Below are 14,598 nucleotides of genomic sequence, written 5' to 3'. Positions count from 1 at the left end.
CGACACTGCTATGGATACTGTAAAAAATTTAAACAAGTGGGCCAATGCACATACCAGCTATCCTCTGGATTTATTGCGTATTGCTTTGGGAATTTTTTTAATCATCAAAGGTATTTCGTTCATTACCAACAGACAATACCTGCATGAAATCATGAATCAGATGTACAGTTTCGGAAGCGAAATGCTGATGGTACATTACATCGCCGCAGCCCACATGATGGGCGGATTAATGATTGCATTCGGTTTGTTAACGCGTTGGTCTATATGGGCTCAGCTTCCCATCTTAATTGGTGCGGTTGCCGTGAATTTCATCGGCACCTTTAACGTTCAGAATTTTATTTTAGCTTCAGTTACATTAATACTTTGTATCTTCTTTTTATTCTACGGAAGTGGAAAACATTCGGCAGATTATTATTTTAAGATGCAACAGTAAAAACAATTTTTTTAGGTCTTACTATAACCACAAAGCAAGCTTAACCTTCGTCGTATGGGCGATGTGAACATCAAAAGGCAGCTTTGTGGTTTTTTTATGCAATAGACTCAGCTCGTTTGATTTTACCGGTTTCAGTTTCAATAAATTTGGAAACAAAGATGATTTCTTTTGGCTTTTCATATTTATTCAAATGCTCAAATACCGAATGGTCCAAATTAAAGGATTCGCTCTCAATGACAAGAACAAGCTTTTCTCCTAAAGCCGCATCTGCTTTACCGGTCACAAAAAAACGATTCATAATTTTTCCGGCCAGCTTCTCCTCTATTTGTTCAGGGAAAAGTTTGATTCCGCCGCTGTTCACTACGTTGTCAAATCTACCTAACCATACAAAGTGCTCGTTGTCTGTCAATTCTACAACGTCATTGGTAATTAATTCTTCACTACAAACCCTTGGCGCTTTAATGGTCAAACAATTTCTGTTATCTATTGAAAAAGTAACACCCGGTAATGCAGAAAAAGCTTTTTCCTTAATATTTTTTGCTGCAATATGTGTTATGGTTTCGGTCATTCCGTAAGTTTCAAAAACTTCTGTATCGGAATTTTTCAATTTCTCTGCCAATAACGGATTCAGCTTTGCTCCACCAATAATAATCTTCTTAACATTTGAGAGTTTTTCAAGCGAATTTTCTACCTGAAAAGGCACCATTGCAACAAAATCATAAATAGTATCATTAAAATCCAGAGGATTGGAAGTTGGTCGAACATAATCCAGTTCCCATCCCAAGGCCAAAGCACGAACCAGCATCATCTTACCCGCAATATATTGAACCGGAAGACAATGCAAGGCACGACTTCCTTCATGTACATCAAAAAAAGCACCTGTGGCTTTTGCAGATTCCAACATAGCCACTTTTTTCAACTCAATGTTCTTTGGTTTCCCCGTTGTTCCTGATGTTCTTAAGGTTATTGAATCTGAATCATCAAACCATTCCAGAATGAATTTTCCTAAATGTTGTTCATGTTCATCAGAATAACTAATTAATTTTGAAGCAAAATCACGCAATTCCTCAATAGTGTAATGGGATCCGTTTAATTGAAACTGTGGATGTATTTCATTGATATTCATTATGCTTCATTTGTATTAATAACTTCTTCTTTAATCAATTTACCAAAAAGACGTTCCTGCCAATTATTCCAGTTATACTTTTTAGCAAAAACAAAAAGCAAAATCGGAAAGATTACAAAAACCGGAATAATAACATCAAGCCCTGCTGAAGGTTCTGAGATATCCTTTAAAACAGACGGTGTTTGAAAAGCAGTCCAATCAGCCGTAACTAAAAGCGCAGTAACTAAATTGTTTGCTGCGTGAAAACCAAGTGCAAGTTCCAAGCCTTCGTCCATCAGCGTTAAAATCCCTAAAAAGAAACCTGTACCTATGTAATAAATCAGGATAACATGCCCCAATTTGCCTACTTCAGGGTTTGCAATATGCATTAACCCGAATAAAACGGAGGAAACTACAAACGGAATCAATCTTGTGTTAGATAGAACTCCAAGAAATTGCATTAAGTAACCTCTAAAAAAATATTCTTCAAAACTTGTTTGTAACGGAACTAGTATAATAGCTAAAATCAAAAAAACGAAAAATTTTGAAGTATCGAAATTGACCACAAAATCTTCAGGTTCAGCAAAATAAACTGCAAGAGTCATGATTGCAGTAATAGTTCCCCATAAAGAAAAAGAAAACAAAATACGTCCCCAATCTATTTCTTTTCGAGAAGTTGTTAAACTCGTAATGCTTTGATTATGAATAAATTTAACCCAAAACAATAATCCCAAGCACATTAAAGATAAAGGTCCAACTAAAATCACAAACATTAAGTTTTCACCAAATTGAATTTTCATTTGATGCATTAAATCTTCGGTATTAACATCTTGAGTTGAAAAGTAATTAACGATCATTAAACCGAAAAACCCTAAAAGTATGGGAAGATATAATATGCTGTTGAAATTTTTCTTTTTGATTTGTTCTATAAACATGGAATTCAGTTTGAACTATTAGTAAGTATAAAGTAGATTTTGTCACCTCTAATTTACTCCATTTTTCAATTGATTGCGCTATTTTTGCAAAAATTTAAACCATGATTACCATCTATCATAACCCGAAATGCAGCAAATCTCGTGAAGGCGTTTGTTTTCTTGAAGAAAAAGGAATTGAATTCGAAACGTTTAAATACTTAGACGAGAAAATTACCAAACGTGAGCTTACTTCCATCATCAAAAAATTAAAAATAAAACCAATTGAGCTGGTTCGTACTAAAGAACCGCTTTGGAAAGAACAATTCGCAAACAAAGAACTAACTGATGATGAGATAATTAACATCATGCTAAAAAATCACGTTCTTATCGAAAGACCCATAATCATAAACGGTAGAAAAGCGGTAATTGGTAGACCCATAGAGCGAATACTCGAGATAATTTAGAATGATTAAAGGCTTGTTTTAACAAAGATTTGTGATTTCACCCTTAAACCGCAAAGTAATTTTGCAGTCTAAAGAAGAAATCAAATTAATCATTTCATGAAAAAAATTCAATCAGTAATAGCCATCCTATTGCTTTTGACAAGCTTTTTTTCGTTTGCTCAGCAAAGACCGCAAACCCCAAAAGTAAAAGTTAGCGGTAAAGTAATCGAAAAATCGACCAATCAACCTTTGGAATATGCCAGCATTTATGCACAGAACACAAAAAACACTTCTCTTGTTTCCGGCGGAATGACCGATAACAAAGGAGAATTCACTTTTGAAGTTCCAGCAGGCGTGTACTACATAAAAATTGAATTCTTAGGTTTTAAAACTGTAGAATTTAAAGATAAAGCTATTACTTCTGATTTGAATCTTGGAGCTATTGCAGTTTCTGAAGATACCAAACAATTGGACGAAGTTTTGGTTATTGCTGAAAAGTCTACGGTAGACATCAAACTTGATAAAAAAGTATACAATGTAGGGAAAGACATGACCGTAAAAGGCGGAACAGCTAGTGATGTGTTGGACAATGTTCCTTCAGTTTCTGTAGATGCAGACGGAAATGTTAGTTTACGAGGCAATGAAAGTGTTCGAATCCTAATTGATGGAAAACCATCGGGAATGATTGGAGTAAACGTTGCTCAGGCCTTAAAACAACTTCCGGCAGATGCTGTTGAAAAAGTTGAAGTAATCACTAATCCCTCAGCACGTTACGATGCAGAAGGTGGTGGTGGAATCGTGAACATCATCTTAAGAAAAGGAAAAGCTCAAGGGATAAACGGAAGTGTAACCGGAACGGTTGGTCATTATAAAAATTACGGGTTGAACGGTAATGTAAACTTTAGAGGCGATGGTTTTAACTTCTTCACCAACATTGGTTATCAGAACAGTGAAAACCCTGGAAATACAAAGAAAAATACAGAATACACAAATCCATCGGCTGGTTCTCCTAAATTTATTGATGAATTCAGAGAAAATGAAAGACAGCGTGAAGGACACAATGCAAATTTTGGGATGGAATGGTTTTTAAACAAATCTACAACCTGGACCAACTCGATTTCCTTTTCAAGAAACGACGGTTCTAATCCGGAAGATGTAAATTTCTACAATTACGATGAAAACAGAAATTTGATAAGCATCCGTAATCGTTTTAACAACCAAACGAACAACAGTAGAAACTTAAACTACTCGTCAAATTTAACTAAGAATTTCAAAAAAGACGGTCATAAACTAACGGCAGACATTTCATTTTCAACCAATTACGACAACGATTTATCTACGATTTCACAAACTTCCACAAATAGTGCAACACCTGCTTCTATAACAGGTACGTTCAACAATCAGAAACAAAATAGAAGTCTTTTCCAAACCGATTACGTTTTACCAATTGGAAAAGGTCAATTTGAAGCCGGTTACAGAGGTGATTTTTCAGAAACTTTAACCGATTACAGAGTAGAGGAAAATGTTGATCCTATTACAAATTCTGGTACGATTAACCCTGATTTTACGAATTTCCTTCAATACAAAGAAAAAGTAAATGCATTTTACACACAGTATGGTAGCAAAGTTGGGAAATTCAGTTATTTACTAGGATTGCGTTTCGAGGATTCCAACATCGATGTGAATCTTTTGGGAACCAACGAATTGCACAACAAACGTTATAACAACTTTTTCCCTAGTGCATTCTTAACTTATGAAATTGGCGAAAAAACCAACGTTAGTCTTAATTACAGCAAAAGAATAAACCGTCCAAGAGGAAGATTCCTAAATCCGTTCTCAAACTATTCGAGTGACATCAGTTATTTCAAAGGAAACCCTGAAATCAATCCTTCTTTTACAGATGCATTTGATATCGGATTTATGAAACAATGGAAAAAGCTTACTTTCAATACTTCGGCTTACTTTAACAGAACCAGAGATTCTTTTCAGTTCATTCAGAGAGAATCCGGCAAATTTGCTGTAACCGTTGTTGACGGAGAAGATATAGTAGATCCTATTACCGGAAACATAACTGTTATTGGAGGTCAGGACAGCCGAGTTCCTGTAATTGAAAGTACTCCTATCAATCTTGCTACAGAATACCGTACAGGTTTTGAATTCACTTTGAATTATACCCCTTACAAATGGTGGAGACTTAACGGGAATTTCAATTTCTTCAGAAACGAAACACAGGGTAATTACAGTTATGTTAACTATCTAGGTAATTTAGTTACTACAGATTTGAACAATGTAGCTACTTCTTGGTTTACTCGTATCAGTTCCAAAGTTACCTTACCTTACGGAATTGATTGGCAAACCAACGCAACTTATAACGCGCCTCAAAAAAACGCACAAGGAAAAAGCCAGGGGATTGCTTCGGCTAACTTAGCGTTCAGCAAAGATATTTTAAAGGATAAAGGAACGATCGCATTAAATGTGAACGACGTATTCAATTCAAGAAAAAGAATTTTCGACAGCAACTTACCGGCAGCTACAAGCCACACGGAAATGCAGTGGAGACAACGTCAGATTAACTTATCATTTACCTATCGCTTCAACAAGAAGAAAACCGAAAAAGAACGTCCGGTTAGAAACCAAGGCGACAATGGAGATGATTACATTGGCGGTTAAGCATAAAAAAAGTCCCGAATTCGGGACTTTTTTATTTTTGGTAAATAATTAGCATCTAATTATTCGTTGCTTTTACCGCTTCTTTTCTCTTTGTACATTTCCCAAAGAGCGCCGCCTAACCAGTAAAACACAAAGTTTACTAAGAAAAGCATCAACCAGAATCCTGTTAAAAAGATTCCTAAGAAAAGTAAGAAGCCTAAATACTGTTGAAAATCAAACATGTTTTCCGGAATTTTATGATTTCAGGCCAAATATACGCGTAAATATCTGCTTCAGCAATACTTCTCTTAAATTTATTTTAATAGATTTTCATAACCATTTGATTATGTTTAATTTTAACAATCATAAACACAACAAAAATGGAATTCCGTATAGAAAAAGACACCATGGGCGAAGTAAAAGTCCCTGCTGAAAAATACTGGGGCGCACAAACCGAACGCTCCCGCAACAACTTTAAAATTGGCGGTGCAGCCTCCATGCCAAAAGAGATTATTGAAGCTTTTGCTTTCTTAAAAAAGGCAGCAGCTTATACCAACCACGATTTAGGGGTGCTTCCGAAGGAAAAACGCAATGTCATTGCAACAGTTTGTGATGAAATCCTTTCCGGAACGCTAAGCGAAGAATTTCCGCTTGTGATCTGGCAAACGGGTTCAGGAACACAAAGCAACATGAATGTAAACGAGGTAATTGCAAACAGAGCACAGGTTTTAGCCGGAAAAAAAATTGGCGAAGAGCCCTTCATCAAAGCTAATGATGATGTTAACAAATCGCAATCTTCCAACGATACCTTCCCTACTGCCATGCACATTGCGGCTTATAAGATAATTATCGAAACTACAATTCCGGGTATAGAACAATTAAGAGATACGCTGCAAATCAAATCGGAAGCATTTACTAATGTGGTTAAAATAGGAAGAACTCATTTGATGGACGCCACTCCGTTAACACTCGGTCAGGAAATTTCCGGTTATGTTGCCCAATTGAATCACGGGCTAAAAGCTCTTAAAAACACTTTATCTCATTTATCCGAATTGGCTCTTGGCGGAACTGCAGTAGGAACCGGTTTAAATGCTCCCAGAGGCTATGATTTTAAAGTTGCCGAATACATCTCAAAATTCACAAATCTTCCCTTTAAAACAGCCGATAACAAATTTGAAGCTTTAGCAGCTCATGATGCAATGGTGGAAACACACGGTGCTCTGAAACAGTTAGCAGTCTCACTGAATAAAATTGCAAACGATATTCGAATGATGGCCTCAGGACCAAGAAGTGGAATAGGTGAAATCTTTATTCCTGAAAACGAACCGGGTTCATCAATAATGCCCGGAAAAGTAAACCCAACACAATGTGAAGCTTTAACGATGGTTTGCGCTCAGGTAATGGGAAATGATGTTGCCATAACCATCGGAGCCACACAAGGTCATTACGAACTCAATGTTTTTAAACCAATGATTGCTGCCAACTTTTTAGAATCGGCGCGTTTAATTGGTGATGCTTGTGTTTCCTTTGATGAACACTGTGCACAGGGAATCGAACCTAATTACAAACGAATCAAAGAGTTAGTTGACAATTCATTGATGCTGGTTACCGCTTTGAATACAAAAATCGGTTATTATAAAGCCGCTGAAATAGCGCAAACAGCACACAAAAACGGAACGACTTTAAAAGAAGAAGCGATCCGTTTAGGCTATGTTTCTGCGGAAGATTTCGATGCTTGGGTAAAACCGGAAGATATGGTGTAATTATTTCTTTTCGATTTTACTGATGATGTCGTTCATCATGTCGATTTGCACTTTTTGAAGCTCAATAAGCGATTGTTCCTGATGCAGGATTAAATGATCGATTTTTTCGTGCAACATCCTGATTTCCAATTCCGATTTTAGGTTTACCATATAATCGTTTTTGGCACGCTTACGGTCTTTTTCTTCCTGTCGATTCTGACTCATCATAATTACCGGAGCCTGTAAAGCGGCTATACACGAAAGAATGAGGTTCAGCAATATGAACGGATATGGGTCGAATCCTTTGTTTAACAACAGAAACACATTGGCAAAAATCCACAAAATCAGAAAAAACATAAAAGAAATGATAAACGTCCAGCTTCCTCCAAATTCAGCCACTTTATCAGCTACCTTCTGACCAAAAGTGTAATCGGTGTTATCTTCTTCTAATTGCGGAAGCAACGATTGTTTGTTTTTGAGCGAAGAGATCACAGTTTTTTCCAGTTCGTTTAATTCATCAGCTTCTTTAAGCAAGAAGCTTGAAATGTATTTTTCTCTGAAGAAATTAAGTTCACTAATGGAAAGCACACTGTCCAAATTAAAGTCTGGATACTCGTCTTTTATGCAATTGAATATGGATTTGCGGATCATTTTGGCATAAACGCAATCTGCCATCGGAAATTCCTGTCCGGATATAGAACTGACAAATGTTTTCATCTTTTATCGAATTAAAACCATTTTTTCTTTTTGAAATAAAAAAGCATTCCCACAACCAGTAAAAACATAATTCCCAGAATAATAAAATATCCGTTTTGCCAGCGCAATTCCGGCATATTATCGAAATTCATCCCATAAATACCAACAATAAACGTAAGCGGAATAAACACTACGGAAACCACGGTTAAGGTTTTCATAATCTCGTTCATTCGTTGGCTTTGCGCCGAAAAATGAAAATGTGAAGCACTGTCTAAAGAATTTAAATCGTAATCAATCTGTTCCAAAAGCTCTAAACATTTCTGATGCAAACGGGCAAAAAAAGTATAATTAGCCGTTTCAATACCATCGTATTCGTTATCGTCCTGAAAACTTTTTAAACTGAATAACGCATCACGCAAAGGAACTATCGCACGCTTTAAAAAGTTAAGATTTTCACGATTGTTCTCAATTCGGATCAAAACATCTTGTCGGTGATTGGTTTTGGCCTCGACCATTAATGCCTCAATTCTGTCTTCATAATTTTCAATAGTGATGTAGAAATTCTCCATAATAGCATCCAGCATCAGATAAAGCAAATAATCGTTTTTCTTCTTGCAAACTATCCCGGCATTCATACGGATACGTTCACGAATGTGTGTAAAGAAATCGCTTTTTTTCTCCTGAAACGAAACCAAAAGATTCTCTTTCAAAATAAAGCTGATTTGCTCCACGCGGATAGAACTCAAATCATCTGCAGGCAAAATCGACTTGATGCTGAAGAATAAGGTATCGTGAAGTTCTTCCATTTTTGGACGACGTGTAGTATTGAGAATATCACCGATAATATAAGGCTCAGTATTCAACATTTCGCCAATATCTTTAATCAGATTTACATTGTGCAATCCATGAACATTCAGCCACTTAACATCATTTACCTGATTTACATCGTTAAGTTCCGATTTTACTTTATCCAACTGAACACTCTGATATTCCTCATAGCGGTTTTCATCATAAACAAAGAGTTGCATCGCTACCGACTCATTCTTATGATTCCCGGTATATTCGTAAAAATTGGGTTGGGCTTTACGGCCTTTTTTATACTTAATCTTTCTCAAAACCGAATAATTTGTCATAAAGATAGGAGTTTTTGAAATTCCATTTTACATTTACACAAAATTTCAACTAATGAAAATCCTTATTAAAAACATAAAAGAACTTTTACAGGTTCGGGAAGAAAACATTGATAAAGTTAGCGGTTCAGAAATGGCCGTTTTACCAAAAATTGAAAACGCTTTTTTACTTATTGAAAATGAAAGTATTACCGATTTTGGAACGATGAACAATTGCCCTGAAGGTTCTTTTGATACTATAATTGATGCGGATGGAAAAACCGTTTTACCAACTTGGGTAGACAGCCACACCCATATTGTTTATGCCGGAAACCGCGAACAGGAATTTGTAGACCGCATCAACGGACTCAGCTATGAAGAAATTGCCAATCGTGGCGGCGGAATTTTGAATTCAGCCAAAAAACTTAATGAAACATCCGAAGAGGAAATTTACAATCAATCCAAAGCGCGTTTAGAAGAAGTAATGCAACAAGGAACCGGAGCCGTTGAAATTAAATCCGGTTACGGTTTAACGGTTGAAGGCGAACTAAAAATGCTTCGTGTGATTAAAAAATTAGCGGAAAACTATCCGATTAAGATTAAGGCAACATTTTTAGGAGCACATGCATTTCCTAAAGAATACAAAGAAAATCATTCTGCTTACATCGATTTGATAATCAATGAAATGCTTCCTAAAATAGCCGAAGAAAACCTAGCAGAATACATTGATGCTTTTTTAGAAACCGGCTATTTCTCTGTGGAAGAAACCGAGCGCATTATGGAAGCGGGAAAACAGTACGGATTAACGGCAAAAATCCATGTGAACCAATTTACGGCAATTAACGGAATTGAAGCTTGTGTAAAACATGGAGCGCTTTCCGTAGATCATTTAGAGATTGTAACCGATGAAGATATTGAGGTTTTGAAAGGAAGTAAAACCATGCCTGTTGCCTTGCCAAGCTGTTCTTATTTTATCAGTATTCCTTATACACCTGCAAGAAAAATGATTTCAGCCGGTTTGCCCTTAGCCTTAGCTACCGATTTTAATCCGGGAACTACTCCTTCGGGAAACATGAATTTTGTGGTGGCGACCGCTTGCATTAAAATGAAAATGACTCCAGAAGAAGCCATCAATGCAGCTACAATTAATGGAGCTTATGCCATGGGAATTGAAAAAACACACGGAAGTATTACAAAAGGAAAATCGGCCAGTTTGATTATTACCAAACCGCTTACCTCCTATTATCAGTTACCTTATGCCTTTGGAAGTAATTTGATTGATCAGGTTATCATCAACGGAAAAATGATTTAGATATTCGTTAAAAGGAAATAAAAAAGGCTGTCATTTCTGACAGCCTTTTTATCTAAATAAGTAATTATCTTAAAGTGAAGGAGGTTTTAGAAACCAATTCCCCTTTGTCGAAGATGTTTACAAAATAAGTTCCGCCCTCGATATCCTTAACCGGTAAATCCTGAGCTACCTGAACCGTTTTGTTTTCGTACTTAACCGATTTTGTAAAACTGTATGTTAAAGTTTTATCACCGAAAGTTTCTGTTTTCTTCTCTCCTAAAACATTGTTTTTAGAATCGATAACCTGAACATAATAGGTTTTATCACCCGATTTAGCAATTTGATTCTCAGCAATCATAAAGCTGATTTTCAAAACATCTGCTCTGCTTGCCTTATCCGTATCAATTTGTTTTCCGGAACTTCTTTGTTTAACTGCTGTAGTCTGAAGGTTTAAAACTGTAAGCTTAGAACCTTTTTCAACCGTTTTTGCAAGATTGTCATTTTTAACAATTAAAGTATCTCTAACTTTTCTGGTGTCTTCTAAAACAACTTGTGTACTGTCTCTCTGAGTAGTTAAAACAACATTTTGCTTTTTAAGCGCATCGTTTTCTTTCATCAAATTGTCCATTTCACGTTTTAAACGCAAATAATCGTTTTTGAATTTTGCCATCGCAGCAGCATCACCTTTTGATTTTTCCAATTCAGATTTTAACTGGACTAGTTTTTCTCTTTCGGCAGCCAACTCTCCGGAAATTGAAGTATTTTCAGCAATAGCTTCGTCATATTTTGCAATTGAAGCCTGTAACTCCTCACTTAATTTTTCTTTATCCGACATAAGTTTGTTCTCAGAAGTCTGATTATCAGTACTCATTTTGTACATATAACCTAAACTTCCTAATAACAACAATGCCAAGACAACAATGATCGCTTTTAAACTCGAGTTACTTTTTTGGTTTTCCATGGTATTTAGTTTTTTTTCAAATTTAATTTTTTTTTTATTTCTAACTAATTCCTAAACGAAAGTTTTATAGAAAATAGTATTTTTGAATACTCTTTTTTTTAAAACAATATGGAGAATCTCATCCTTTTTACATTAAATGATCTAGCTAAAATAACCAGTCATCGCAGTGGTGAAATCAAATTTGGGGAACGCATACAGACGGTTCCAAAAGGAATGGATACTTATGAGTTTTTAGAGTCCAGCGATGCCGAATTCGTTTTACTTGGAATTCCGGAAGATATTGGAGTTCGTGCAAACCTTGGCCGACCTGGTGCCGCTTCTGCCTGGAAAAGCACCTTAAAAAGTATCGTAAACATCCAGCATAATAAATTCTGTAAAGGCGGACGATTAATTATTTTAGGTACAATCGATGTTTCGCAAGACATGGAAGCTATTAATGAGTTGAACCCTTCCAATAAAGACGAAAAAAAACAGCTTTTTAAATTGGTTGAAAAAATCGATAAAGAAGTTTCACACCTTGTATGCCAAATCATCAAAGCCGGAAAAACACCAATCATTATTGGAGGCGGACACAACAACGCTTACGGAAACATTAAAGGCCTTGCACTTGCTAAGGGAAAACCGGTCAATGCCATCAATTTTGATGCCCATACCGATTTTCGCCCTCTTGAAGGACGTCACAGCGGTAACGGTTTTTCTTATGCGTACGAAGAAGGTTTTCTAAAAAAGTACTTCATCTTCGGTATTCATGAAAATTACACTTCAAAAAGCATATTGGAAAGCATTAAAAAAACAGAAGAAAAAGTGGGGTTTAACACCTATGAACAAATAGCGGTTCGTGGAGAAAAAAACTTTACAACCGAGCTTGGTGTTGCCGAAAAACATATTGCCGGAGAATCTTTTGGAATTGAAATTGATTTGGATGCTGTGCCAAATATCCCAAGTAGCGCCATGACTTTCAGTGGGTTTTCTGTTGAGCAACTTCGTCATTTTATTCATTATTTTGGTAAAAACCCGAATGCTTCTTACATTCATATATGTGAGGGAGCTCCGGATTTGGCCTTTGAGAAAAACAATCATTTGGTAGGAAAACTGATCGCTTATTTAATCACCGATTTTATGAAAGCAAAATCAGAATAAAACTAAAGTCAATATTTTAAACTACTTTTGTAAACGATAGTCTTTAATCACTATCGTTTTTTTATGAATTTTACCGAGCTCAACTTAAGCAGAAATATACAGGAAGCAATAACCGAAGAAGGCTACACAAACCCAACTCCCATTCAGGAGCAATCCATTCCGATTATTATGGAAGGGACGGATTTGGTAGGCTGTGCACAAACCGGAACCGGAAAGACTGCAGCTTTTGCAATTCCTATTTTGAATCTGTTGCACAGAATTGTTGGTTCTGCCAAAAAAGTAAAACATATTCGCACCTTAGTAGTTACTCCTACAAGAGAATTAGCTATACAGGTTGGGGAAAGTTTCGATACTTATGGAAAATATACCAATGTAAAAACGTTGGTTATTTTTGGTGGAGTGAATCAGGTTCCACAAGTTAATGAATTAAAACATGGTGTAGATGTTTTAGTAGCAACCCCGGGGCGTTTACTGGATTTACACAAACAAGGTTTCATCGATTTAAACCATTTACACCATTTGGTTTTAGACGAAGCCGATTTGATGCTCGATATGGGATTCATTAATGATGTGAAGAAAATCATTAAGCTTACTCCCGATAATCGTCAAACGTTGCTGTTCTCTGCAACTATGCCTTTTGCAATTCGTGAATTGGCCGATACTTTTTTAACCAGACCCGAATATGTTTCGGTTACACCGGTTTCCAGTACGGCAGAAAAAGTAAATCAGAAAGTCTACTTTGTTGATAAAGAAGATAAACGAAAATTGCTTTATCACATAATTGAGGAACAAAAACTTGAAAATGTTTTGGTTTTTGTACGTACAAAACATGGTGCAGACAATGTGGTAAAAGCCTTGAAAAAGCAAAACATCAATGCGGAAGCTATTCATGGCGATAAATCACAATCGGCAAGACAGCGCGTTTTGGATAGTTTTAAAAACAAAGAAACGTCTGTTCTAGTTGCCACTGATATTGCTGCTCGTGGTATTGATATCGAACTTTTACCTTATGTAATCAATTTTGATTTGCCTAACATTCCTGAAACCTATGTACACCGAATTGGTCGTACCGGACGAGCTGGAAATTCCGGTTTGGCTATTTCATTTTGTGGAAAGGACGAGAAAACCTACTGGCAGGATATTGAAAAATTAACCCGTCAGAAAGTAAAAGTAGTTAATGATCATCCGTTTCCCTGGAAAGAAGAGGTCAAAAACCCTGATGCGAAACCAGATCTTAGAAACAAGAAAAAGAAACCGGAGCAGAATGGATCTAACAAATCAAGAAAATCTGAAGGTTCAAAGAAAAATAAAAAGCGTTGGTATTGATACTTTGATATGAAGCTGAAACATCATTTAATCTGGATAATTGCCCTGATGACATCTTTACAGGCCGTTGCTCAAAATGCAATTGATAAGGATTCTGTTAGTGTTAAATCTGAGGTATTGGTTTCTGAGAACCTAAAGTTCAATTATAAACAACTTATTATTCCCACTGTTCTTATTAGTTATGGAATAATTGCTTTTGATAACAACGAATTACTGGGATTAAACACCCAAATTAAAGCGGAAGTTGCTGAGCATATTGATGAAAAAATTACTATTGATGATTTTTCCCAATACGTTCCGGCAACTTCTGTTTACCTATTAAACAACCTCGGAGTAAAAGGAAAAAACAATCTAAAAGACAGAAGCATCATAATCGGAACTTCCTATCTTATTGTAGCTGTAAGTGTTACAGGTTTGAAACACGCTACAAAAGTTGAAAGGCCGGACGGTTCTTCTTTTAACTCTTTTCCTTCCGGTCATACCGCAACAGCGTTTGCCGGTGCCGAATTTTTATGGCAAGAATATAAAGACACCAGTTGTTTCTATGGAATTGCAGGATATTTAGTTGCTTCAGGAACCGGTTTATACAGAATGCTCAATAACCGACATTGGCTAACCGATGTTGCTGCCGGTGCAGGCATTGGTATTTTAAGTACCAAAATTGCCTATTGGACTTTCCCGTATATTAACAAAGTCTTTGTGAAAAAACAAACAAAAACAAGTGTAGGAATGCTCCCTTTTTACAATGGAAAACAAATAGGTTTGGCTACTGTGATTTCACTGAATTAG

At 36.3% G+C, this 14,598-nt stretch carries 14 protein-coding genes; 8 read left to right on the top strand and 6 right to left on the bottom strand.

Translation table 11 applies throughout. The annotated features are described in order from the left end of the window. The first annotated feature begins 10 nt into the window (after nt 1–10). Nucleotides 11–433, top strand: a complete 423-nt coding sequence (locus tag LZZ90_RS08155) for a DoxX family protein (protein WP_237790197.1) — start codon at nt 11–13, stop codon at nt 431–433. Between the two features lie 94 nt (nt 434–527). Here the strand turns inward: LZZ90_RS08155 and LZZ90_RS08150 are convergent, their stop codons facing one another. Further along, nucleotides 528–1,559: an AMP-binding protein gene (locus LZZ90_RS08150; protein ID WP_237790196.1), complete on the bottom strand. Its 1,032-nt coding sequence runs from the start codon at nt 1,557–1,559 to the stop codon at nt 528–530. Beyond that, nucleotides 1,559–2,473, bottom strand: coding sequence for a CPBP family intramembrane glutamic endopeptidase (locus tag LZZ90_RS08145; protein ID WP_237790195.1), 915 nt, complete (start codon nt 2,471–2,473; stop codon nt 1,559–1,561). Before LZZ90_RS08145 ends, LZZ90_RS08150 begins: the two co-directional genes overlap by 1 nt. Nucleotides 2,474–2,574: 101 nt before the next feature. Here LZZ90_RS08145 and arsC point away from each other — a divergent pair, with 101 nt between their 5' ends. Both arsC and LZZ90_RS08135 read left to right on the top strand, forming a co-directional pair. Further along, on the top strand, nt 2,575–2,916 hold the full coding sequence (gene arsC / locus LZZ90_RS08140) for an arsenate reductase (glutaredoxin) (RefSeq protein WP_237790194.1): 342 nt from the start codon (nt 2,575–2,577) through the stop codon (nt 2,914–2,916). Nucleotides 2,917–3,012: 96 nt separating this feature from the next. Further along, nucleotides 3,013–5,565 carry a TonB-dependent receptor domain-containing protein gene (locus tag LZZ90_RS08135; protein WP_237790193.1) on the top strand — a complete coding sequence of 851 codons (2,553 nt, stop codon included), beginning with the start codon at nt 3,013–3,015 and terminating at the stop codon, nt 5,563–5,565. A 59-nt stretch (nt 5,566–5,624) separates the two neighbouring features. Here the strand turns inward: LZZ90_RS08135 and LZZ90_RS08130 are convergent, their stop codons facing one another. Next, complete coding sequence (locus tag LZZ90_RS08130) at nt 5,625–5,786, bottom strand: hypothetical protein (protein WP_237790192.1); 162 nt, start codon at nt 5,784–5,786, stop codon at nt 5,625–5,627. A gap of 138 nt (nt 5,787–5,924) precedes the next feature. Between LZZ90_RS08130 and fumC the strand changes: the two genes are divergently transcribed. Then, the gene (fumC, locus tag LZZ90_RS08125) at nt 5,925–7,307 is read left to right on the top strand and encodes a class II fumarate hydratase (protein WP_237790191.1); all 1,383 of its coding nucleotides are present in this window, start codon (nt 5,925–5,927) and stop codon (nt 7,305–7,307) included. Here the strand turns inward: fumC and LZZ90_RS08120 are convergent, their stop codons facing one another. Together LZZ90_RS08120 and corA are read right to left on the bottom strand one after the other, a co-directional pair. Then, complete coding sequence (locus LZZ90_RS08120; RefSeq protein ID WP_237790190.1) at nt 7,308–8,003, bottom strand: DUF1003 domain-containing protein; 696 nt, start codon at nt 8,001–8,003, stop codon at nt 7,308–7,310. It lies immediately after the preceding gene. An 11-nt stretch (nt 8,004–8,014) separates the two neighbouring features. Continuing rightward, nucleotides 8,015–9,097 (bottom strand): magnesium/cobalt transporter CorA, encoded by a 1,083-nt coding sequence (corA, locus tag LZZ90_RS08115; protein ID WP_237790445.1) that lies wholly within the window; start codon nt 9,095–9,097, stop codon nt 8,015–8,017. 70 nt (nt 9,098–9,167) lie between these two features. Here corA and hutI point away from each other — a divergent pair, with 70 nt between their 5' ends. Continuing rightward, the gene (hutI, locus tag LZZ90_RS08110; protein ID WP_237790189.1) at nt 9,168–10,403 is read left to right on the top strand and encodes an imidazolonepropionase; all 1,236 of its coding nucleotides are present in this window, start codon (nt 9,168–9,170) and stop codon (nt 10,401–10,403) included. Nucleotides 10,404–10,467: 64 nt separating this feature from the next. Here hutI and LZZ90_RS08105 read toward each other — a convergent pair whose 3' ends face one another. After that, complete coding sequence (locus LZZ90_RS08105) at nt 10,468–11,343, bottom strand: hypothetical protein (RefSeq protein ID WP_237790188.1); 876 nt, start codon at nt 11,341–11,343, stop codon at nt 10,468–10,470. A 108-nt stretch (nt 11,344–11,451) separates the two neighbouring features. Between LZZ90_RS08105 and LZZ90_RS08100 the strand changes: the two genes are divergently transcribed. The 3 genes from LZZ90_RS08100 (at nt 11,452) to LZZ90_RS08090 (ending at nt 14,598) form a co-directional block, all read left to right on the top strand. Next, on the top strand, nt 11,452–12,483 hold the full coding sequence (locus LZZ90_RS08100) for a formimidoylglutamase (protein WP_237790187.1): 1,032 nt from the start codon (nt 11,452–11,454) through the stop codon (nt 12,481–12,483). 63 nt (nt 12,484–12,546) lie between these two features. After that, nucleotides 12,547–13,809, top strand: a complete 1,263-nt coding sequence (locus LZZ90_RS08095; RefSeq protein ID WP_237790186.1) for a DEAD/DEAH box helicase — start codon at nt 12,547–12,549, stop codon at nt 13,807–13,809. A 9-nt stretch (nt 13,810–13,818) separates the two neighbouring features. After that, nucleotides 13,819–14,598 carry a phosphatase PAP2 family protein gene (locus LZZ90_RS08090; protein WP_237790185.1) on the top strand — a complete coding sequence of 260 codons (780 nt, stop codon included), beginning with the start codon at nt 13,819–13,821 and terminating at the stop codon, nt 14,596–14,598.

The sequence above is a fragment of the Flavobacterium sp. SM15 genome (assembly GCF_022012335.1).
In the GTDB taxonomy this organism is placed as follows: domain Bacteria; phylum Bacteroidota; class Bacteroidia; order Flavobacteriales; family Flavobacteriaceae; genus Flavobacterium.
This window is presented reverse-complemented; position numbering and strand designations above follow the sequence as displayed.